This is a genomic window from Salinibius halmophilus, from assembly GCF_003577475.1.
Lineage (GTDB): Bacteria > Pseudomonadota > Gammaproteobacteria > Pseudomonadales > Natronospirillaceae > Salinibius > Salinibius halmophilus.
Genome location: NZ_QPEP01000006.1, coordinates 1 through 20,873, shown reverse-complemented (window position 1 = coordinate 20,873; position 20,873 = coordinate 1). Strand labels below are relative to the sequence as shown.

Below are 20,873 nucleotides of genomic sequence, written 5' to 3'. Positions count from 1 at the left end.
ATGAAAAAGGATAAAGTACGCGCCGAGATGGTAGAAATGAGCGACGAGCAGCTCAGTGTGTTTTTTGATGTGCCAAACCTAACCGAAGACGATGCTGATTACACCGTGTTTGAACGCGCGTATCGTGGGTTAAACATCAACTTCTTCCCGCGTTTTTTAAAGATAGCTGCCGACCGTGGTTTAGACTTTAACGCCAAAAACGCCAAGGGCGAAACAATTTACGATGTAGTGAAGCAGCACAAAGCAAGCGCTGAATACGCCGAAGCATTGGCAAAGTACTACTAATACGCGTTGTTGCCCGGCGCCAAAACCCGCCGTGCAACCTACGGTTATGTTTTACAAATCGCAGGCTTGGGCAACATTATTCACCGCCACCATCAAAAAGGCCCGCAATCGCGGGCCTTTGCAATTCTGCAATAAACACAACTTTTAGTTTACGGCGTCTTTTAAGCCCTTGCCTGGCTTGAAGCTAACTGTACGAGATTCTTTGATTTGAATCGCTTCACCAGTTTGTGGGTTCTTGCCTGTGCGTGCTGCGCGAGTTTTCTTTTGGAAAGAGCCGAAGCCTACCAGATTAACAGTGTCGTCACGCGAAACCGCAGCGGTGATTTGATCCAATATCACGTTAAGCACTTCGTTTGCTTTGTCTTTTGTTAGATCAGCATTTTGTGCAATCGCTGCAGCCAATTCAGGTTTGCGCATGAGTCATCCCTCAATATTGTTGTTGTTGGTTTCAGTGCGCTGTCTTTGATGGCGCTTTCCTATTCTTGGCTGCAAAATGTCCGCCGTCAACCCATGTATTCACTTGATTTGCAAATAGTTGTTAAAAAACCCTTGGTTTGCGCTAGACGGTAAATTTATTCGCCCCTTACAATACCCCTATGCAGCATCCAGCCATTATGTCACTCATCCAGGCCAATCATTGGCACACTAGCGACCAGTTTCGCCATCAGTTAACCGCCTCTATGCGCCACTGGTTGCTGTCGAAGGGGTCATTAACCGCTTTATTAGAAGCAAAATTTGGCCCTGTTCAACTCGCAACCGTTGAAGAGTACCAGTGTTTCGCCTCGCGAGCCCAAGCACAGGCATTAGCCGTACCGCTAAGAACGGCACTCATAGTGCGCAACATTGCACTGCAAGCTAACAATCAACCCTTAATATGGGCACACAGCGCGCTACCCGTTACAAGCTTGCAAGGTGCGAATAAACAAATTCGCTTGCAGCGCCATAAGCCACTAGGCAAGATACTTTTTCAACACAAAAACTTGCAGCGCTCAGCCATTCAAATTTGTCAGGCCAATAACTATTGGTGCAGGCGGTCTGTTTTTTCTGTGAATGGGCAACCAATCATAGTTGCCGAAGCCTTTGCCCAGGAACTCATGCAATGAATGTCACTCCTTATATACGCCTCGCCCGAATGGACCGCCCCATTGGCACATTTTTGGTCGCATGGCCGGCTTTATGGGCATTAGTGTGGGCGGCACAAGGCCTGCCAAATATCGATTTATTGGTAATTTTTATGGTTGGCGCGTTCACCATGCGCTCGGCAGGTTGCGTGATTAACGATATCGCCGACCGCAATTTCGACGGTCACGTTGAGCGTACCAAATCTCGCCCTCTGGCAACGGGTGAAACTACCCTGCCACAAGCATTGGTTTGGTTTTTCATATTGCTGGCAAGTGGTTTTATTGCGTTGTTAATGACCGACTGGAAAACCGTAGCTTGGGGCTTTGGCGCTGCGGCTTTGGCGATTATCTACCCGTTTATGAAGCGCTATACCCACTTTCCACAAGTGGTATTGGGTGCGGCATTCGCTTGGTCGGTACCCATGGCCTTTTCGGCCCAGGCAGGCTTTGTTCCGGCCGATGCTTGGTTAATTTATTTTGCCACCGTGCTGTGGACAGTCGCTTACGATACTCAATACGCCATGGTCGACCGTGATGACGACTTAAAGATTGGCATCAAATCGACCGCCGTTTTTTTTGGCCGCTTCGACCTTGCTGCCATTGCAGTTTGCCAAGCGGTAATGCTCGGTTTATTAGTCTGGTTCGGTATGCTTAATCAAGCGACCTGGCCGTTCTTCTTGGCCATAATCGTCGCAGCCTGTCACTTTGCTTGGCAGTTCTGGCGCTGCCGAAGCCGTGATCGAGCCAATTGTTTTGCCGCTTTTCTGTCAAATAACCAGATTGGTGCGATTATTTTTATTGGCACGAGTGCCGCGTTATTACTGGCGTGATGAAAAAAACACTACCTGTCTAGTGATTTCGTATTACAGTTAAGTGAAGTATTTCATTTAATTGTCACAATTCCACAGTTCAATAGCAGCATTAGGAACTAATGCAAGGTGGATGCAAATGACCGGTAGAACCATCCTGATTGTCGATGATGAAGCGCCAATCCGCGAAATGATTGCAGCAGCGCTGGAAATGGCGGGCTATCACTGTATCGAAGCAGAAGATGCACAAACGGCCCATGCGCATGTTGTAGACCAAAAACCAGACTTAATCCTGTTAGACTGGATGCTGCCCTCTACAAGCGGCATTGAGTTTGCGCGTCGTTTAAAGCGTGAATCACTGACAGCAGAAATTCCTGTCATCATGCTTACGGCGAAAGGTGAAGAAGATCATAAAGTACAAGGCCTAGAAGCCGGTGCCGATGATTACATCACCAAGCCATTTTCACCGCGCGAACTGGTGGCACGTTTAAAAGCAGTTCTGCGCCGCACCACACCACTGGGCATCGATGAAGCCATTGAAGTTAATGGTTTGCGCCTAGATCCTGCGAGCCACCGTGTATCGGCCAATGGTGAAGAATTGGAAATGGGGCCAACTGAATATCGTTTGTTACAATTCTTCATGAGTCACCAAGAGCGTGCTTATACTCGTGCCCAGCTTTTAGACCAAGTATGGGGTGGCAACGTTTATGTTGATGAACGAACGGTAGACGTGCACATTCGACGCTTGCGTAAAGCTCTAGGGGACGATTTAATGCCAATGATTCAGACTGTGCGCGGCACAGGTTATCGTTTTAGCGCAAAAATACCGTCAAAAGCCTAGGAGCTTATGCAAAATTATCCCCTCTGGTACTACTACCGTCTATTGATCGGGTCGATCATTGTTTTGGCGGTAGTGGGAGCCTTACTAGGCCATGTGTGGCTAGTGCTAAGTTTGGGACTTACTTTTTTCGTCGCTTGGTCGATTAAACAGCAGCACTCACTACTTAAATGGCTGCGCAACCCCACGGGGGCACCCCCCAGTGCTGATGGCCTATGGGGTCAGCTATTTGATGAGTTATACAATCGCCAGCGTGCCCACAGCGCTGAGATCTTTCGTTTAAGAGCACTATTACAGCGTGTTCGCGCTTCAGCCGAAGCCATCCCAGACGGTGTCATCATGGTGCAAAATGATGGCAGCATTGAATGGTGGAATGCCTCCGCCGAAAAAATGCTTGGGCTCAAGCCCGACGACCGAGGCAGCGCCCTCACTAATTTAATTCGGGATCCCAAATTTGTTCGCTACTTTAAACGTGGCGGCGGCGATTCAATCAAACTAAGTGCGCCCGGACGTGAGCATGTTCGCTTACAAATGACCTTGGTCACCTATAATCAAACCGAACGCTTGTTAATGGTGCGAGATATCACTCGCTTGTTGCAACTGGAGCAAATGCGACAAGACTTTGTTGCCAACGCAAGCCATGAGCTGCGCACCCCATTAACGGTTTTGCGTGGTTACTTAGAAACCATTCTCGACCAGCAAGAACGAGTACCCAGCTTTCTGCACCGACCACTTAAACAAATGTTCGGCCAAAGCAAACGCATGGGTAACCTTGTTGAAGACTTATTGCTACTTACTCGCTTAGATGCAGATGAAACAGATATGCTCAGTAGCGAAGTCTTTGTCGACAATTTAATGGACCAGTTAGTTAGCGACGCACAGGCACTATCGGGTGAGAAGCAACATAGGATTACCTTCATCAATGAAGCGAAGATTAATCTTCTCGGCAACCCGAACGAGCTGCGCAGTGCTTTCTCAAACTTGGTGTTCAACGCCGTGCACTACACACCGGCTAATGGCGAAATTACCATTCGCTGGCAGCAAGAAGGTGGCAGGCTAATCTTTTCGGTTTCCGACAATGGAATCGGTATCGACCCAGCTCACATCCCACGCCTGACCGAGCGCTTTTACCGCGTTGATATTTCACGCTCTAGTGCCACGGGTGGTACAGGTTTAGGCTTGGCCATTGTTAAGCATGTACTACAGCATCACGATGCGCACCTAGATGTACACTCGAAACCAGGACAAGGCAGCACGTTTGCCTGTGTATTCCCACTGGCTAGAGCCGCAACGCCTAGTAATCCTTAAGCCCGCCGGCGATTAGCAACAACGTGAGTAAGCGCTTCTAGCTTGCTCGCGTCGTCGTCGACAAAAAACACACGCACACGAATACTTTCGGCATTTAGACTGCGCTCACTTGCCTGCAACCCCGATACCACGGCATTGAGTGAAATATGATTGTCGCCTTTGGCAGATGGAATGTCGATAACTGCTTGCGAGAACAAAGCCACCTCACCAAAGTTGTCTACGTCGGCAACGACCTCCGTCATCGATACATCCAATACACGAGCCTCTAGCACATGCTCAGCGATGCGCAGGCGCCCTTTGATGATTTGACTGGATTTTTGTTTTTTGGGTGCTGCTTTGGTTGCGCCGCCCATCAACGCATCAACGGTCGCTGATGGTTTGTTCGCCGCTTTCGGTGGTGGTGCTTTACCACCTGTTAACAAGGAAGCACTCTCGCCAAATGGGTTGTTTGCTGGTTTGGGTGCAACATTGCCTTTAAGTGCCTTAAGCGCAGCACCATGGTGTTTTTGCAGTTGCTTTAAAACCTTGTTAACTAACTGCTCAGGGGTAAACGGTTTGCCAATGTAGTCATTGACCCCAGACGAAACGGCTTCTACCACATTCTCTTTGCTGCCGCGGCTGGTAACCATGATAAAGGGCGTTTTTTTTACGTCTTCGCTGGCTTCATACTCGCGCAGCCATTTTAGCACCTCGATACCACTTTGCTCAGGCATTTCCCAATCGCACAACACTAAAGCAAAGTTATCCTTCATTAGCTGACGCTGCGCCTTTTTGCCGTTTTCAACATCAACGACTTCCAAAAAACCTAGCTTGTCGCGAATGGTGCGCTTAACCAAGTCTCGAATAAATGCCGCATCATCGGCTACTAATACCTTTAGCCCCGACATACTTACTCCAACCTATTGCCTATCTACTAAGCGTAGTTGGTTTTTTGCGGTGCTAGTCGTTCAATCCAAAATAATGTGCCACCTGCTACGGTGATGGGAATAAATAAAAAGTTCATGACGGGCACCATGGCACAAACGACCGCCACAGCGCCAAAGCTTAATGCTTGCCAGCGTTGTGTCGCGAGCTGTGCGCGCGTTTGGTCAAACGTTAAGCCATCATTGTCGGCGGCATAATCAATAAAGGTCAACGCAGCCATCCACGAGGCAAAAACAAACCAAATTAAAGGCATAAAAATCTGCATACCAGGCACCCAACCAACTAGCCAGATAAGCAAAGCGCGCGGTAACCAATAAGATAAACGCCGCAGCTCTCGCATAAGTGTGCGCACTGTTAGTGCCCATAGTTCAGCAAGGTTCCAAGTGACTGGGTTGATAAAACCACGCCTTGATTGCGTGATCTTCTCGGCTAAAAAGCCATTAAACGGTGAACATAAAAAGCTCGCTAACCAGCCAAACGCCAAATACAACACAGGCAGGATAATCACTATGGCGGCAAGGATGCCCAGCGCATCAATAATAGTGAGCGCCCAGGATGGCAAGTACTCGGCAAGCCAACTTACAACAAAGGTTTCCCATAGCCGATTTAACACTCGCCATGACCAAATAGAGCCCATGCCAAGCGTTAGTACGTTAATCAATAAAGGAATGGCAATAAAGGGCAAATAAGCTGGTGTTAGGGCAATCTTAAGACCACGTAGCCACAGTACAGGGCCGCTTGCCGCATGCTGAAGGTTTGTCATAACAATTGATAACTGAAGGATTTAGTATCAAATTGTACTTGTTGTAGCTGAACTTGCCGATAACGTTGATCCATCTTTATCAGTTCAGCCAACTCACGGCTAACACTGCTGCCTGCCTGTACCGCTATTTTGCTCAGCGCTTGTTTGGATAACTTCAACCAATAACGATGATTGTGTGCCGTGCAGGCAGTTTTTGGCGCCAGCCAACGCACCTCATGCTGACTAGCATACGCCGTTGGCATTTGCTGCCAGCCTACATACTTACCCTTAGCTTGAGCACCATATTGCACGGGTGCTATTTGGCTTGCTGCAATGCTTTTTAAAAATTTTGGCGAAATAGTGAGCGCAACTTGTTGATCCGGCCAGGCAATATGATCAACACTTGGCAAGAGCCGTAGTGCCGCAACTTGCGAAGGCATAATCATGCCCGCCGCCTGTTGCCCTTTTTGATTTGCAACACGCATACCTGCTGCAATTTGCTCGGGTGTTGCTTTGGCAACAAATGCATCAAAACTCAAGACCGCCTTGGCAATGTCTGGCAAGGCGCTATAGGCCGCCCAAAGCGCTTCTTGCTCACTTTTAGATTCGACCCAGGCTTCGTCTTGCAACCAAGGCCAGTTGAAGTCTGAGGCCGTTTGCAGAGGCAGCAAGCCACGTTTTAGCGCTGGAATAATGAATTCAGCCGAGACACTAGCGTACAAGCTTGGGTCCTTGAATCTTTAATGATTGACTTGTTTCCCGAAGCAATGCTTCGTAAAACCTACGACTTACCCAATGCCATTAACTTAAGAAAAAAGCTTGGTGTTCACGGTGCTTGCCAAGAGACCGTCACCCGCAGGGAGCGGGTGTCGAGGCTACAGGGACGTACCTGCGCCGTGTCGAATGGCGAGTTCCGTGGACGCCAAAACTTTTAAGCAAATGGCATTGGCGACTTACCATTATATTTTAGGCACAAAAAAGCCCAGTTAAACTGGGCTTTTGTAAGAAGTGAATCAATTACTTGATTTTAGCTTCTTTGAACTCAACGTGCTTGCGCACTTTTGGGTCGTACTTTTTCATTACCAGTTTGTCTGGCGTAGTACGCTTGTTCTTGTCGGTCGTGTAGAAGTAACCAGTACCGGCAGTAGAAACAAGTTTGATCTTATCGCGTGGCATAGGTTATCTCCTTAGAATTTCTCACCGCGAGCACGCAGATCAGCTAGCACAGCTTCGATACCTTTCTTATCGATGATGCGCATGCCTTTCGTTGAAACACGCAGTTTTACAAAACGTTTTTCAGACTCAACCCAAAAGCGGTGTGACTGCAGGTTAGGCAGAAAGCGACGACGAGTCGCAACTTTTGAGTGAGAAACATTATTTCCGGTTACAGGACGCTTGCCAGTAACTTGACAGACTCTAGACATGTTTTTCTCGCCTCCGAGTATTCGGTGACCTAGGTTCTACGAATAATTAATTCAGGGAGGTCCACGCCCAGAGCCAATAAAAATTAGCGCTGGATCATGGCGTATACCAGATTATCTGGGACCCGCCCGGTTTCAAGGAACGCGATTTATACCAGAATGGCTAAAAAACTCAAGCGAATTGGCTAATTTTTCAGCGAAATTTGATATAAACCCAATAATTTCCGCGTTTGAGCACTTTTTACACAGTGTTTTGCTAATGATCAGCCATCGCACTGCGCTTAAAAATACTCGTATGGTTCCACCAGATCGGCTTCTAACTCATAACCAGCGGCCGCTAGGTCACCTTCATAGCGTACGGCGGAAATGCTGCCATTTACCCACACGGGCGCGAACAAGTCGGCCTGTTCATAGGGTTCTGGGGAACGTACCACAATCACCTGATTTGCCGGTGGTGGTGGTGTATGGATGCATGCCCCGTAATACGGAACGAGCAAAAAGTTTTTTATTGCCTCGCCCTCAGGATCGAGCGGCACAATAAACCCAGGCACTCGCACACGCTGACCATCCATATCGGTGCGGGCTGGGGCTTGGTCGGTTAATTGTCGCAAGTAATCGAGCGCTTGAATAGCCCTATCGTCATCATCCGACAATACCATGAAGTCAACGTCTGGAAACTTCTCTTGCACCATGTCGAACAATTTATCGAAACTGTAGTCATCGGGTACAAGTTCTAACCAGTCTAACTCCCGATAAGCATCTGGGTCTTCATTAAAGCTCTCTGATACCGCACCGGTTGTATTCGGTGCGGTTTGCTGTGCATTGGGCTCAACGGCGAGTTCAGAGTCACTGAGTTCAGCCAATGACCAGCCTGAGAGGCACAGCAAACTCAGCAGTATAATACGCGCTTTAACCATGTTGATCTTTGCTCCGGTGTTGCCACATAGGAATGACGGGCAGCAAGGCACTCATCACTACTAAGCCTAGCAGTGCCAACCATTGCCACAATGTTGGCACTAGTATACTGAACCAAATGCCAAACTCACTTAATACCCATTCATGTAACAACTCACCAACAAGCATGACCACCAACACAGATAGCAAACTAGCAAAGGTGGTAATCATGGCGTTTTCGGTACATACCAAGAGCACAATTCGCCAATGGCGCATGCCAGTTAGCCTCAGCAAGCGGTATTCTTCTTGCCGTAACAAAACGTTGGCCATATTTTGCGCCAGCAGCACAAGCAAACCACACAGCACAACCAAACCAGCGATTAAACGTAGCGCTTGTTCACTAATGGCATGCATCTGCCATAGGCGAGTAAGCGCCACGCCTGGCAAAATGCCCTGTATTGGCTCTGTGCGGTAGTTTTGGATCCAGCGCTGCAAACGAAATACGAGTGTTCGACGCTCAAGTCCAACGAATGCTGCGGTAACTGTTTTAGGTTGAAAGCGTCCTAATACATTAGAGCCAGGTACCATGGAACCCAGCTGCCAGTTGGCATGAATTTGATGCAGTGCTTCCAGTGATACATACAAGGCTTGGTCAACTGGTGTGCCGGTCGGCGCCAGAATACCGGTAATGGTAAATGGATGTTCGTCGTGCTCAGCCATTGCCATGGCTTGTAAACCGTGAGTAATGGTGAGTTGATCCCCTATTGAGTAACCCAACCGCTTGGCTACTTGCGCGCCCACTACTACATCGTTAACCCCAGCAAACGCAGCACCAACATTAAAGTTTAAAGGCTGCCCTTGGCGGAATTGATAGCGCTGAAAGAACTCTGGTTCGGTGCCGACAACACGAAAGCCCCGATGACTATCACCCAAAGCAATAGGCACCACCCAAGCCACTTCGTCGCGCTCGCGTAGTGCCTCAACTGTTTGCCAGCGAATGTCACTAATTGGCTCGCCCATATGAAACACGCTGTAGAGCAGCAAATTTATTTCACCACCTTTGGCGCCAACAATCATATCCGTGCCAGAAATGGCTTGGCTAAAGTGCGCTTTGCTTTGCACTCTGACTTGTTCAACGGATAACCACAAACCAATCGTTACTGTGAGTGCAAGCAAAGAAACAATCGACATCGCTCGGCGATGCCAAAGGCTTGCCCAGCTTAATTTAAGCCAAAACACGGTTCACCTCCGCCAAGCTAACCACTCGATCAAACCCCATTTCAGCAATGGCAGGGTCGTGACTCACCATAAGCAAAGCACTATCCGAGTCAGCCAACTGGGCCATTAATAATTGCATAAAATTGTCGCGGTTATGCTTGTCTAGGCTTGCTGTCGGTTCATCAGCCAAAATTAAACTTGGCTGAGCGATCAGAGCGCGCGCTATGGCAACCCGTTGCTTCTGCCCTAGGCTAAGTTTGGTAACGGGCTTGCGCTGCAGTGCAGCATCGATGCCTAAGTTAGATAATAGCGTTTCTGGCGTTTGGCTTTCGCGCCGGCCACTCACTGCGAGTGTGGTGCGAACATTGTCGAGCGCATTAAGGTAAGGCAGCAGGTTGAGTTGCTGATAAATAATGCCCATTTGACTAGCACGCAAGGCGTCACGTTTGCTAGGCGCTAGGCCTGAGGTCAACTCGCCTTGAAAAAACACCTTGCCAGAATTGGGCGCTAACAAGCCCGCAATAATATTGAGCAGGGTGCTTTTTCCAGAGCCACTAGCGCCGGTTAACAAGAGTTTTTCGCCTTGCGCCAGCACTAATGACTCAATATCAAGCACCTCTACGCCATCGTCCCAGTAGTGGCGCAGCTGTTCGACCTCAAGTACGTTCATTACCAGTGAATGTGTCCTGCATCTTCAACATGAATTTCGCCTTGTCCGGCATCGGTGAGCCAGAAGAAGTCTACGTGCTCGACTGCCGATAAGGAGGCAACTAGATCTTTAGCGTTTAATTCTGCCACCTGATCATGACAGTGGAATTGCCAAGTGTGAAGCCACTCACCATGACCACCTGCTAACTCAACTAACTCGCCACTATTGGCTTGCAACTCACAGCCATTTGGCAACTTTGGTGCAGCTAACGCCGCAACGGCTGATGCGAGTGCGTCACGCTCAGCGTCCGTTTTTGGCTCATGTTCAAAGCTCACCAACGAGTTTAGCGGTGCAGTTAGTTCTATCTGAACCTCTTCACCCATTTGCGCCAATCCAAGCGTGATATGCCCGTGGACATGCTCTCCTAACGCGCCATGGTCGTGATCATGGTCGTGATCATGGTCGTGATCGTGTTCGTCGTGATCATGGTCGTCGTGATCATGGTCGTCGTGATCGTGTTCGTCATGATCGTGTTCTTTGTGATCATGATCGTCATGGGCTTCATGGGCGTGATCATCGTGCCCATGGTGGTCTGCCATCGCAGTTAATGGCATCGCTAGCAAAGCGCTTAATAAAAGTGCCTTATTCATTGTTTGCTCCTAAACATTCTACAAGTGAATCTGCAATGGCATGCATCATCTGGGTATAGTGGTTGTTCCCTGGTTCAACCTCAGCCCCTAGTGGGTCCAGTACGGCAACGGTGTAGCTATTACCTACTAGGCGCTGAACTTGCTGATCGCTAAACTGAGGCTCACTAAATACGCAGCTAACATTTTGCTCAGCAAGCATTTTGCGTAACTCGAACTGGCGCGCCAAGCTGCTACCCGCTCTACTTGGCGACATGACAGCGGCAACACTAGCAAGGTTGTATGCTTGTTCAAAATATTGGTAGGCATCGTGAAAAACGACATAAGGCTGCCCCTGGTAGTCGGCTAGCTTGCTCGACAAATCGGTATCTAATTGCGCGAGCTTGGCCAATGTTGCCGCAAGATTTGCTTCGTACAGGCTCTGGTTTTGAGCATCAATGCGAATTAGTTTTTCAGCCACGACTTTGGCAACTTGCTGCATTTTTTCAACACTTAACCAAATATGCTGATCGTATTCGCCATGATCATGACCGTGGTCGTGCCCATGATCACGCAGTGCTAGCAATTCACCGACTTTCCCCGCTAAAGGCAGTTTGGCATTGGCATCAATGCGCCGCTCAAAACGGTGCATAAAGCCCTCTACGCCATCACCAACCCAAATTACTAAGTCGGCTTGCATCATCTGCTGCGCCTGCGTTGGCGTAAGCTGAAAGTCATGTGGCGAGCGCTCTGGCGAAACTAACAGTTGTGGCTCGCTAACACCTTCGGCAATTTGACTCACTATGCTGTGAATTGGCGCAATAGATGTCACAATACGAGGAGATCCTGCCGCTACCAAGGGTAGGCAAAGCGCGAGCAGAAATAGCTTTGTTTTCACGAATATGCTCCAATAAGCTCGATAATTTAATGTTATATTATTTCATTTAGATGATTTTTTGAATGACCAGATTGCAATTTGAGCACGTTCAACATCGTTTTGGTTCAGCCTTGGCTGTGCAAGACATCAGCTTTTCCCTCAATAATGAAGAAATTCTGACGATTATTGGCCCTAATGGCGCGGGTAAATCCACCATTTTGCGCTTGGCTTTGGGTATTTACCAACCCACTGCTGGCCGCATTCAATTGGCAGCGGATACGCATATTGGTTACATGCCACAAAAACTCGCAATCGACCCAACGTTGCCGCTAACCGTTGGGCGCTTTATGCAGTTAAACCACAAAGTAAGCCAGAAAGATGCTCGTATAGCGCTCGCTCGCACCGAAGTTGAGCATCTGTGGCGAGATTCCGTGCAAGACCTGTCTGGGGGCGAACTACAGCGAGTGTTACTGGCTCGCGCAGCGGTACGAAAACCCAACCTGCTGGTACTAGATGAGCCGGTGCAAGGTGTGGATTATCGCGGCGAAGCCGCACTATATGAACTGATCAGCCAATTGCGCGACGAGTTAAAGAGCGCTGTGCTGATGGTGTCCCATGACTTGCACGTCGTGATGGCAAGCAGCGATAACGTGCTGTGTGTGAATGGCCATATTTGCTGCCATGGCCACCCAGATCAAGTAAGCGACCATCCAGAATATGTCAGTTTGTTTGGCAAACGCGAGGCGCAGGCGCTAGGCGTTTATGTGCACGATCACGACCATGATCACGACTGTGGAGGGCAGCACTGATGACAAGCCTTTTCCTCACGGCACTCGCGGCGTTGATAGTCGTGATATTACTGTCGGCACCTTTGGGCTGTTTCGTCGTGTGGCGGCGTATGGCCTACTTTGGTGACACCCTCGCCCATGCTGGTTTACTTGGCGCGTCCTTAGCACTAATGGCTAACCTACCAGTGGCACTTGCCGCGAGCGTATTAGGTATTTTTATCGCCATTTTGCTGCTATTGCTTAGCAAGCGAAACTGGGTTGGCCAAGACAGCATTCTGGGCATTTTATCGCATGGCTCACTTGCAATAGGCTTGCTACTCGCTTGGGTAATGCCCACACAGCTAGACTTGGATGCACTGCTGTTTGGCGACTTATTAGCAGTAAGCTTAGGGGACTTATTGCTGTTAGCACCGCTAACGATTGCCATCGGCCTAATACTTTGGCGGTTCTGGCAGCCCCTACTTGCTATTACCGTTGACCGCGACCTTGCCTGCGCCGAAGGCTTGCCGGTTAAACGCCTTGAAGTGCTACTGGTTAGCCTGCTAGCGATCACGGTGGCGGTTGGCATACAGGCTGTTGGCGTGTTGCTGATGACGGCACTACTGATCACGCCTGCTGCCACGGCGAGAATATGGTCGCGCACACCAGAGCAAATGTTATTGCTGGCGTTAACATTTGGTTTATTGGCTGGCCTTGCTGGCATGGCAGGTTCATGGTGGTGGGCGCTGCCAGTGGGCCCAAGTGTTGTGGTAGCAGCGTTAATAGGTTTTATTGGCTCGGCTGCAATAAAGCGCAAAGCTTAAACAATACGACCCCCAAGTTGGGGGTCTAGTTAAAGATTGACCTAGGCAGACTTTTTCACCGGCCAAAAACCGACAGCAAACAAGTAGATCATCACGACCAACTCACCCCAGCCTACGTAGTCTGCCAAGCTCGTTGCAAGGCTTGGCAACAACCATAGTGTTGTGCCATCCACCATATAGGCAACGCCCGCCAGCGTGCAGGCTCCCGCCAATGTTTTTGCTGCCCAGCCAGCCCGTCGACAGAATAACCGACCCAATAACACTAGATGCAGGCCAAAAACCGCCAAACTAATAGACCAGACATAATTAAAGCTGACAAACCCTGCCTGCAAGTCTGCAGCAGCAGGCAACATATTGTTTGCCTCGTGCGTTAGCAACAACTGCCATAGCGGCAAAAGGGCAGCAAAAAATAGAGCGCTATAAATTACTCGTGTCCCCCCCATCACAACCGACAACACCGAATGAGGAAACAGTTTGTATAGCGAAAAACCCAACGCAATATCGAGCACAATAATCAGCGTGACAGCATAAACAAACTGGCTAAGTAGCGGCGGATTGACAGAGAAGTTTGCTAGCGTTTGCACAGGGTCTTGGGCATCAAATATGACTGGCAGCCAAGTTAACAGGCTGAGCATAGCCAAGACTGTCATAACCAACAGCATGGTGGCGCTGGTAATGGCAGCTAAGCGAGGCATTGTTGACGGGTGAGTATTCATGATTGTCTCCAAGCGTTGACTTGGAAACCATTCTAAGCATTCATTTTAGAATAGACATTACTCAAAAATGCACTACCCCCATGCATTTTCGCATGGAAGGCAGCTACTACTCTGCAGAAGTCTTAATGGCAGTCCTTGCATAGCCCATGCAACTCAACCGTTTCGCTATGCACGTCAAAGCCAAGATTCACAGCTTCAGTGCGCAGGCTCTTCATAACGGCTGGCATATGTATTTCAGCGACCGAGCCACATTGATCACAGACTAAAAACTGCGCCGCGTGATGGTCTTCAAAGTGGGTACACAAAACAAATGCATTGCGCGAGTCGAGACGGTGAACAAAACCCATTTGCTGAAGAAACTCAAGCGCGCGGTAAATAGTAGGCGGGCGAGCATTTGGCATATCTTTGGCTAGTTCGTCTAACAGTTCATAAGCGGTTCGAGCACCGTCGCTGGCTTCTAATAAACCAAACACTTTTTGACGAATAGGCGTGAAACGTTCACCTTTTTGCTGGCAAATTCGGCCAGCTTGCTCGATTAAACTCATATCTCAAAATACTCATGCAATGCTTAGGCTAAGTGTACCAACATCAACGTATCGCTTAAATGACTATTGAAAAACGACAAGGTCAGTCTTATTTAGAAACTAATTCGAACAGACAAGCCTGAGGTCTAAGATGTCGCAGAGCGAAGAGACCACCATCATTATTGAAGAAAAAGAAGACCAGCACCAGCTGGTACTAGCTAACACCGACCGACCAGCCAACCTTTATGTGCTGCCGGTGCACAATCGACCATTTATGCCAGCACAAGTCATGCCGGTTGAGGTGTCTGCTGAACATTGGGGCAGAACCATAGAGCGCATTGAAAACACCCAACATAAAATGGTCGCGCTTTATTTTGTTGCAGACGATGTTGGCAACAATGGCACTTTGACAGCGGATCAATTACCTAAAACTGGTACGCTGGCTCGGCTCCATCAAATTAAACACGATGGCGACCATATTCAGTTTGTCGCAGAAGGCTTAGCGCGCGTGCAGCATACTGGCTGGCTGTCAAAAGCCGAGCCATATTTGATTGATGCGACCTACCCACAAACCGACATTGCCGATGACAATACTGAAAAAGCTTGGGCGCTGGCCGTTATCAGTTCAATCAAAGAGCTATTGCCAATTAACCCGCTATACGGCGAAGAAGTACGCCAGTACTTCAAGCGTTTCAGTCCAAATAATCCGGGGCCGTTAACTGACTTTGCCGCTGCCATTACCACAGCGACCGGAGCACAACTGCAACAGGTGCTAGACCAAATCGATATGCAAGAGCGTATGGCACTGGTACTCAAGCTGCTCAAAAAAGAAATTGAAGTGGCCAAGCTGCATAGCGAAATTTCAGAGGAAGTAAACGAGAGCATAGATAGACATCAGCGCGAATTCTTTCTGCGCGAGCAGCTCAAGGTTATACAGCGCGAGTTAGGCATTAGTAAAGATGACAAAACCGCCGATGTTGATCAGTTCCGTGAGCGCCTAGATGGTAAGGCTGTACCTGAAGCAACGCTAGAAAAAATTGAAGAAGAGCTCGATAAACTTGCAGTGTTGGAGCCAGGCTCACCCGAATATGCCGTTACGCGCAACTGGCTCGACTCAGCGACATCGGTGCCTTGGGGCATAGAACATGAAGATCATTTAGACCTAAAACAAGCAAGCAAGGTTCTAGATAAACATCATGCCGGCTTAGAAGATGTAAAAGATCGCATTAAAGAGTTCCTAGCGGTTGGTGCCTTCAAGGGTGAGATTCAAGGCTCGATTGTTTGCCTTGTGGGCCCTCCGGGTGTGGGCAAAACATCGATTGGCAAATCAATCGCCGAGTCGCTAGGCCGTCCTTTTTATCGCTTTAGTGTTGGCGGCATGCGCGATGAGTCGGAGATCAAAGGCCATCGCCGAACCTATATTGGCGCCATGCCAGGTAAGCTAGTGCAAGCAGTGAAAGAGTCTAAGGTGATGAACCCTGTCATCATGCTCGATGAAATCGACAAAATGGGACAAAGCTATCAAGGCGACCCCGCCTCAGCACTGCTAGAAACACTAGATCCAGAGCAAAATGTAAATTTCTTGGATCATTATTTAGATTTGCGATTAGATCTATCTAAAGCGCTATTTGTGTGTACAGCTAACACGCTAGACAGCATACCAGGGCCACTGCTAGACCGTATGGAAGTGATTCGTTTATCTGGCTATTTGGCCGAGGAAAAACTCGCCATTGCTAAGAAACACCTGTGGCCTCGCATCGCGCAACGTTTTGGCTTCAAAGCAAGCCAGATCAACATTACCCAAGGTGCACTAAAACAAGTCATTGATGGGTATGCCCGAGAAAGTGGCGTGCGAGGCTTGGAAAAGCAGCTATCGAAATTAGCGCGCAAAGCAGTCGTGAAACTCGTTAGCGAAGAAGCGGAAAAAATTAGCATTCGCCAGCAAGAGGTGCGTGATTGGCTTGGTGAAGCGCCATTTAGAAAAGAGCGAAAACTCGGCGGTGTTGGGGTTATCACCGGCCTTGCTTGGACTGCCATGGGCGGCGCCACCTTACCAATTGAAACAACAATTGTGCACCGCAATGACAAAGGCCTAAAAATCACCGGACAACTAGGTGATGTAATGAAGGAGTCGGCCAACATCGCCATCAGCTATGTGCAAGCCAACGCCAAGCAGCTAGGTGTGCCGGATGACTTTTTCCATAACTGCACACTGCACCTGCACGTGCCTGAAGGTGCAACACCAAAAGACGGACCAAGTGCTGGGGTCACTATGACTTCTGCCTTGGTAAGCTTGGCGCGAGGGCAAGCACCGAAGAAGAACCTTGCGATGACTGGCGAAATCACCCTAACCGGGCAAGTACTGCCCGTTGGTGGCATTCGCGAAAAAGTCATTTCCGCAAAACGCCAAAATATTAATGAAGTGATTTTGCCAAAAGCGAACGAATCTGACTTTCTTGAGCTACCAGACTATGTGAAAGAGGGCGTGACGGTGCATTTTGCTGAAAAGTATACCGACGTGCTGAAGCAACTGTTTTAAGGCCTGAGCACTCCTCTGCAGGGACACTTAACTGGTCCTTTCATATAACGCCAAATGACAACAATCAGTCATTTGGCGTTTTTTTATCCCGTATGTGCAACATTTATTCCTATTATCATCGTTTCTTCTCATAGCTAGAACATCTATCTTTATCGCCATATCGAATATGGAGGTAACACCATGCTGAAACTGAAAACCCCTGAAGAAATGCAAAACAGCTACTCGCCGTTATACTTTTTATCCGCTCTTGGCGCTGGCGGATTAAGTATTTCATTCTTTCTCTATTTAATGTTCTGGCTACCACACCCGAATACGCCTATTCCTACATTCACCGATGTAAGCCAATACTTTAGCCAACCCTGGCAGTGGCAGCATGCTGTATTCATTCTGGCCATGGCAGCAATGCTGATACTAGCAGCTATTTTTGTGCGCATGCTGGTCTGGAACCTAAAAGCCTATAAGCTGTTTCAGCAAACTCAAGCTTACCAGCAACTGAAAGAGAGCAACGCCGAAACGCAGCGCTTTGCCATCCCACTAACGCTTGCTATGGGCGTAAATGTGTCGTTGGCACTGGGTGCCGTATTTATTCCAGGGTTATGGAGCGTGGTTGAGTACTTGTTTCCTGTTGCTATTGCAGCGTTTGCTGTGATTGGCTACTTTGCCGCACGTATGTACTTAGGCTTTTTCGCCCGAGTGATGGCGACAGGCGGCTTTGATTGCACTAAAAACAACAATCTCGGCCAAGCACTACCTGCCTTTGCTTTTTCTATGGTTGCTGTTGGACTCGCAGCATCTGTTGCGATGAGCACAAACCCTATCACTCAAACAGTCGCTTTAGTCTTGTCTGTGCTGTTCTTTATCGTTGCGCTAGTACTGGCCATTTTCAAAGTAGTGTTTGGCTTGCGAGCGATGTTTGAGCATGGCGCAGCCGCCGAAGGATTACCAACTTTCTTGGTAGTCATTCCGATTGTGACACTATTAGCCATTAGCGTAATTCGCTGGCAACATGGCTTACACAACTTTGAAGCCTTCGGACACAGTGCACCGATCGGCGTGTGGTTAACTGGCCTGATTGCTCTGCAGCTAATGTTTGGGGCAATGGGCTTGGCAATGAAAAAGCGGATGAACTACTTCAAAACGTTTGTTGCCGGAGAGAAAAAATCACCCGCATCTCTAGCACTCATCTGCCCAGGCGTTGCATTAGTCGTGCTAGGTATGTTTTGGATCAACAAAGGCTTGCTGCCAATGCTGCCAGAAGAGCTAGCAAAGTTCGGAGTTGCTTACATGCTGCTGTACGTGCCATTTATCTACCTACAGCTTCGAACGCTAACCTTGTACTTTAAATTAGGTAACAAGCTACTCGGTAAAGAACCAGTACGCCTACAAACCGCGTAAGTTTCCGTGGAGAGAGTTAGTCTTCTTGGGGAGCCAGTGGCTCCCTTTTTTTATTTACGAATAAAGCGAGCCAAACCAGTTACGAGCGTGAGCGCGCCTAGGCCAATCAGGGCGATGGGGCCCACAGATGACCAAGGCACTTCAAAGTCTGGCCAGTAGTAATAAACATTAGGCACTACAACAAAACCAAATAATAGAATACTAGCCAGCAGATAACTGCCACGAATGAGTGCTGCTAAGGCACTAGCAACCCCTATAGCTGTTGCCAGCCCTGGCCACCAGTACCCTTGCCACCAAACGATGCCGATACCAATGGATAAAGCCCCGCCAAATATAGAATCGGCAAGGGCATTGCGACGGCTACTTTTTGTATTCGATTGCTCTGACATATGAAACCTCTATTCAACTAGGTTATTGTGCCAGAGCCATCGTGAACCACAAATTAGCGCGGCTGTACCCGATAAATATTGCCACTGTCGGTCGCAATCAGTAACCGCCCTTGGTCGTCTACCGTGAGGGCGCGCATGCGCTCATTAAAGTCTTCGAACAAACGGTATTCGTCCTCACCATCCACATGGTTAAGATGCTGCTGCACCAATGCACTAGCGAATAGTGTGCCCTGCCAGTTTGGGAACGCCTCACCACGATAAACAACGAGGCTACTTGGAGCGATTGATGGCACATAAATTTTTTCTGGGTCTTTATAACCTGGACGAGACTCAGGCTCACCCACGTTAAATGGGCCCCAATACTCTTTACCCCACGAAATGAGCGGCCAGCCGTAATTTTCACCAGCTTCTATGATATTGATTTCATCGCCCCCGCGAGGGCCATGTTCAATTGACCACAGGGTGTTAGTCACGGGATCGTAGTCGATACCTTGCGGATTACGATGCCCCCAGCTATATATTTCATCGCGCCCAGCCGGCGTACCAACAAATGGATTATCCTCAGGCACTGAGCCATCGAGATTTAAGCGAATGATGGTTGCAGCATGGTTACCAGAATTTTGCCCATTATCGCGGTCGCCACGATCACCAATGGTAAAATAAACATGCTCGCCCACTATTTCTATACGCGAACCAAAGTGTTGGCCTTTTGAAGAAGCGGAATCAGTCACTAACAAGTCTTGCCAGCTGACTAGCTGACTGCCATCGAGCTGAGCACGAGCCAATGTTGTAGCAGCACCATTATCTACCGGTTTACTGTAGGTAAAATACAACCACCCCTCGGGGCCTTGCAAAACATCTAACAAACCACCCTGACCTTGCGCCCACACTTCTGGAAGCCCAGATACCGATTGCTGTGAATCGTCTGTAAGGTCAATCAAAGTGCTCTCACCTAAGCGGCCATTAACAAACAGAGTATCAGAGTCAACAATAGTCATCGCCCATGGTAGCGAAAGCCCAGATGCAACTTTTTCTACCTCGTAGGCTTCTCCTTGGTGTGTACCAGAGGCCACAATCTCGGCCGAGGCGATACTCGTTATGAATGCTGAAAGAAAAATTAAACTGCGCATAACACCTCCTTTTTTGGCGTTATACGCAGCATATCCAGTTATAGGGCTGTTTAATTAATAATCTTTACTAAACGCACATGCGATGGGTTATTAGTAGAAGCGTGACTAGAGCGTGTATATAGAAAATCGACAGGCATAAAAAAGCCGGGCATCCTACCCGGCAGTTTTTTCTCAGCATCCTATGCTGGTCGCATCCTAGCTCGGCTTAACCAGCCGACATCCTATCCTGCCGTCCTGGCAGTTCCTTTCCCTATTTGATCCTTAAACTCTGCATTCCAGCAGACCTTCTTCCTTGCTTTCCTAAGTTCCTTTGCGAACCATCCAGTTCGACCGTTTCCCTGTGTCGTCATCCTGTCGACGTGAATAACTATAGTAGGTTTGCTAGTGTCGGCGTTAGAGACATTAGCTCGGATGTTTGTAGGAGATTTGCCATAGATGGTGTGAGATTTTTTGTTTGGGTGATTTTTTTGGTTGGGTGTAGGTTTTACAAACCGTAGGTTTGGGAAACAAGTCTCTGCGTCACACCCGAGTGCTTTTATCGGGTGTCTAGTTTGTTGTTTCAACTTAGCGTCACACCCGAGTGCTTTTATCGGGTGTCTAGTTTACTGTTTTGAATGTGGTGACTAGATTCCCGCCTACGCGGGAATGACTGTTGCCCGGCGCAAAAGGACGCGCCGTGCAACCTACGGGTTACTGTGCTTATGCATCCATGCGAGCGTAGACATTTTCAGGCGCAATAAAAAACCCCGCCCTGCGAAGCAGGACGGGGTGTTTTATTAGGCGCTTGACGATGACCTACTCTCGCATGGGCAAGCCACACTACCATCGGCGATGCATCGTTTCACTACTGAGTTCGGAATGGGGTCAGGTGGTTCCA

At 48.6% G+C, this 20,873-nt stretch carries 25 protein-coding genes and 1 rRNA gene; 10 read left to right on the top strand and 16 right to left on the bottom strand.

All coding sequences use genetic code 11. The features are described 5' to 3' along the window. Nucleotides 1-285, top strand: a complete 285-nt coding sequence (locus DUW71_RS07885; protein WP_119394707.1) for a PA4642 family protein — start codon at nt 1-3, stop codon at nt 283-285. Nucleotides 286-429: 144 nt separating this feature from the next. Here the strand turns inward: DUW71_RS07885 and DUW71_RS07880 are convergent, their stop codons facing one another. Next, nucleotides 430-702 carry an HU family DNA-binding protein gene (locus DUW71_RS07880; RefSeq protein ID WP_119394706.1) on the bottom strand — a complete coding sequence of 91 codons (273 nt, stop codon included), beginning with the start codon at nt 700-702 and terminating at the stop codon, nt 430-432. Between the two features lie 197 nt (nt 703-899). Here DUW71_RS07880 and DUW71_RS07875 point away from each other — a divergent pair, with 197 nt between their 5' ends. The 4 genes from DUW71_RS07875 to phoR all read left to right on the top strand — a co-directional run bounded on the left by DUW71_RS07875 (nt 900) and on the right by phoR (nt 4,361). After that, on the top strand, nt 900-1,388 hold the full coding sequence (locus DUW71_RS07875; RefSeq protein ID WP_158583927.1) for a chorismate--pyruvate lyase family protein: 489 nt from the start codon (nt 900-902) through the stop codon (nt 1,386-1,388). Further along, nucleotides 1,385-2,236 (top strand): 4-hydroxybenzoate octaprenyltransferase, encoded by an 852-nt coding sequence (gene ubiA, locus DUW71_RS07870; protein WP_119394704.1) that lies wholly within the window; start codon nt 1,385-1,387, stop codon nt 2,234-2,236. Before DUW71_RS07875 ends, ubiA begins: the two co-directional genes overlap by 4 nt. A gap of 118 nt (nt 2,237-2,354) precedes the next feature. Beyond that, on the top strand, nt 2,355-3,056 hold the full coding sequence (phoB, locus tag DUW71_RS07865; protein ID WP_119394703.1) for a phosphate regulon transcriptional regulator PhoB: 702 nt from the start codon (nt 2,355-2,357) through the stop codon (nt 3,054-3,056). A 6-nt stretch (nt 3,057-3,062) separates the two neighbouring features. Then, the gene (phoR, locus tag DUW71_RS07860) at nt 3,063-4,361 is read left to right on the top strand and encodes a phosphate regulon sensor histidine kinase PhoR (RefSeq protein WP_119394702.1); all 1,299 of its coding nucleotides are present in this window, start codon (nt 3,063-3,065) and stop codon (nt 4,359-4,361) included. On the opposite strand, the gene DUW71_RS07855 is transcribed toward phoR, so the two are convergent. The 3 genes from DUW71_RS07855 to DUW71_RS07845 are packed head-to-tail and all read right to left on the bottom strand — an operon-like array spanning nt 4,358 to nt 6,749. Then, entirely contained in the window at nt 4,358-5,248 is an 891-nt protein-coding gene (locus DUW71_RS07855; protein WP_119394701.1) for a response regulator, read from the bottom strand. The genes phoR and DUW71_RS07855 overlap by 4 nt on opposite strands. Nucleotides 5,249-5,274: 26 nt before the next feature. Next, on the bottom strand, nt 5,275-6,048 hold the full coding sequence (gene cysZ, locus DUW71_RS07850; protein WP_119394700.1) for a sulfate transporter CysZ: 774 nt from the start codon (nt 6,046-6,048) through the stop codon (nt 5,275-5,277). Further along, a complete protein-coding gene (locus DUW71_RS07845) occupies nt 6,045-6,749 on the bottom strand; it encodes a hypothetical protein (RefSeq protein WP_119394699.1) in 705 nt (234 codons plus the stop codon). Before DUW71_RS07845 ends, cysZ begins: the two co-directional genes overlap by 4 nt. Before the next feature lie 21 nt (nt 6,750-6,770). Here DUW71_RS07845 and DUW71_RS17560 point away from each other — a divergent pair, with 21 nt between their 5' ends. Then, complete coding sequence (locus tag DUW71_RS17560) at nt 6,771-6,962, top strand: hypothetical protein (RefSeq protein WP_158583926.1); 192 nt, start codon at nt 6,771-6,773, stop codon at nt 6,960-6,962. An 82-nt stretch (nt 6,963-7,044) separates the two neighbouring features. Here DUW71_RS17560 and rpmG read toward each other — a convergent pair whose 3' ends face one another. The 7 genes from rpmG to DUW71_RS07810 all read right to left on the bottom strand — a co-directional run bounded on the left by rpmG (nt 7,045) and on the right by DUW71_RS07810 (nt 11,733). Continuing rightward, entirely contained in the window at nt 7,045-7,203 is a 159-nt protein-coding gene (rpmG, locus tag DUW71_RS07840) for a 50S ribosomal protein L33 (RefSeq protein ID WP_119394698.1), read from the bottom strand. Nucleotides 7,204-7,214: 11 nt separating this feature from the next. Then, nucleotides 7,215-7,451 (bottom strand): 50S ribosomal protein L28, encoded by a 237-nt coding sequence (gene rpmB, locus DUW71_RS07835; protein ID WP_119394697.1) that lies wholly within the window; start codon nt 7,449-7,451, stop codon nt 7,215-7,217. Nucleotides 7,452-7,729: 278 nt separating this feature from the next. After that, on the bottom strand, nt 7,730-8,311 hold the full coding sequence (locus DUW71_RS07830; protein WP_158583925.1) for a DUF3299 domain-containing protein: 582 nt from the start codon (nt 8,309-8,311) through the stop codon (nt 7,730-7,732). Nucleotides 8,312-8,357: 46 nt separating this feature from the next. Next, a complete protein-coding gene (locus DUW71_RS07825; RefSeq protein WP_119394695.1) occupies nt 8,358-9,581 on the bottom strand; it encodes an ABC transporter permease in 1,224 nt (407 codons plus the stop codon). Beyond that, a complete protein-coding gene (locus tag DUW71_RS07820; protein ID WP_119394694.1) occupies nt 9,568-10,230 on the bottom strand; it encodes an ABC transporter ATP-binding protein in 663 nt (220 codons plus the stop codon). The genes DUW71_RS07825 and DUW71_RS07820 overlap by 14 nt, the downstream gene beginning before the upstream one ends. Next, nucleotides 10,230-10,859, bottom strand: a complete 630-nt coding sequence (locus tag DUW71_RS07815) for a ZrgA family zinc uptake protein (RefSeq protein WP_119394693.1) — start codon at nt 10,857-10,859, stop codon at nt 10,230-10,232. The genes DUW71_RS07820 and DUW71_RS07815 overlap by 1 nt, the downstream gene beginning before the upstream one ends. Continuing rightward, a complete protein-coding gene (locus DUW71_RS07810; protein ID WP_158583924.1) occupies nt 10,852-11,733 on the bottom strand; it encodes a zinc ABC transporter substrate-binding protein in 882 nt (293 codons plus the stop codon). Before DUW71_RS07810 ends, DUW71_RS07815 begins: the two co-directional genes overlap by 8 nt. Before the next feature lie 62 nt (nt 11,734-11,795). On the opposite strand from DUW71_RS07810, the gene znuC reads away from it, so the two are divergent. Further along, complete coding sequence (gene znuC / locus DUW71_RS07805; RefSeq protein WP_119394691.1) at nt 11,796-12,521, top strand: zinc ABC transporter ATP-binding protein ZnuC; 726 nt, start codon at nt 11,796-11,798, stop codon at nt 12,519-12,521. Then, on the top strand, nt 12,521-13,303 hold the full coding sequence (locus tag DUW71_RS07800) for a metal ABC transporter permease (RefSeq protein ID WP_119394690.1): 783 nt from the start codon (nt 12,521-12,523) through the stop codon (nt 13,301-13,303). Before znuC ends, DUW71_RS07800 begins: the two co-directional genes overlap by 1 nt. Nucleotides 13,304-13,344: 41 nt before the next feature. On the opposite strand, the gene DUW71_RS07795 is transcribed toward DUW71_RS07800, so the two are convergent. After that, entirely contained in the window at nt 13,345-14,019 is a 675-nt protein-coding gene (locus DUW71_RS07795) for a DUF4386 domain-containing protein (protein ID WP_119394689.1), read from the bottom strand. A 122-nt stretch (nt 14,020-14,141) separates the two neighbouring features. Further along, nucleotides 14,142-14,564 (bottom strand): transcriptional repressor, encoded by a 423-nt coding sequence (locus DUW71_RS07790; protein ID WP_119394688.1) that lies wholly within the window; start codon nt 14,562-14,564, stop codon nt 14,142-14,144. 130 nt (nt 14,565-14,694) lie between these two features. Between DUW71_RS07790 and lon the strand changes: the two genes are divergently transcribed. After that, nucleotides 14,695-17,082, top strand: a complete 2,388-nt coding sequence (gene lon, locus DUW71_RS07785; protein ID WP_119394687.1) for an endopeptidase La — start codon at nt 14,695-14,697, stop codon at nt 17,080-17,082. Nucleotides 17,083-17,262: 180 nt separating this feature from the next. After that, nucleotides 17,263-18,477, top strand: a complete 1,215-nt coding sequence (locus DUW71_RS07780) for a TsoY family (seleno)protein (RefSeq protein WP_233546072.1) — start codon at nt 17,263-17,265, stop codon at nt 18,475-18,477. 50 nt (nt 18,478-18,527) lie between these two features. On the opposite strand, the gene DUW71_RS07775 is transcribed toward DUW71_RS07780, so the two are convergent. The 3 genes from DUW71_RS07775 to rrf all read right to left on the bottom strand — a co-directional run. Then, the gene (locus DUW71_RS07775; RefSeq protein ID WP_119394686.1) at nt 18,528-18,866 is read right to left on the bottom strand and encodes a hypothetical protein; all 339 of its coding nucleotides are present in this window, start codon (nt 18,864-18,866) and stop codon (nt 18,528-18,530) included. 53 nt (nt 18,867-18,919) lie between these two features. Beyond that, nucleotides 18,920-19,996, bottom strand: coding sequence for a PQQ-dependent sugar dehydrogenase (locus DUW71_RS07770; RefSeq protein WP_119394685.1), 1,077 nt, complete (start codon nt 19,994-19,996; stop codon nt 18,920-18,922). Nucleotides 19,997-20,778: 782 nt separating this feature from the next. Further along, nucleotides 20,779-20,873 (bottom strand): 5S ribosomal RNA (rrf, locus tag DUW71_RS07765); the annotation flags it as partial.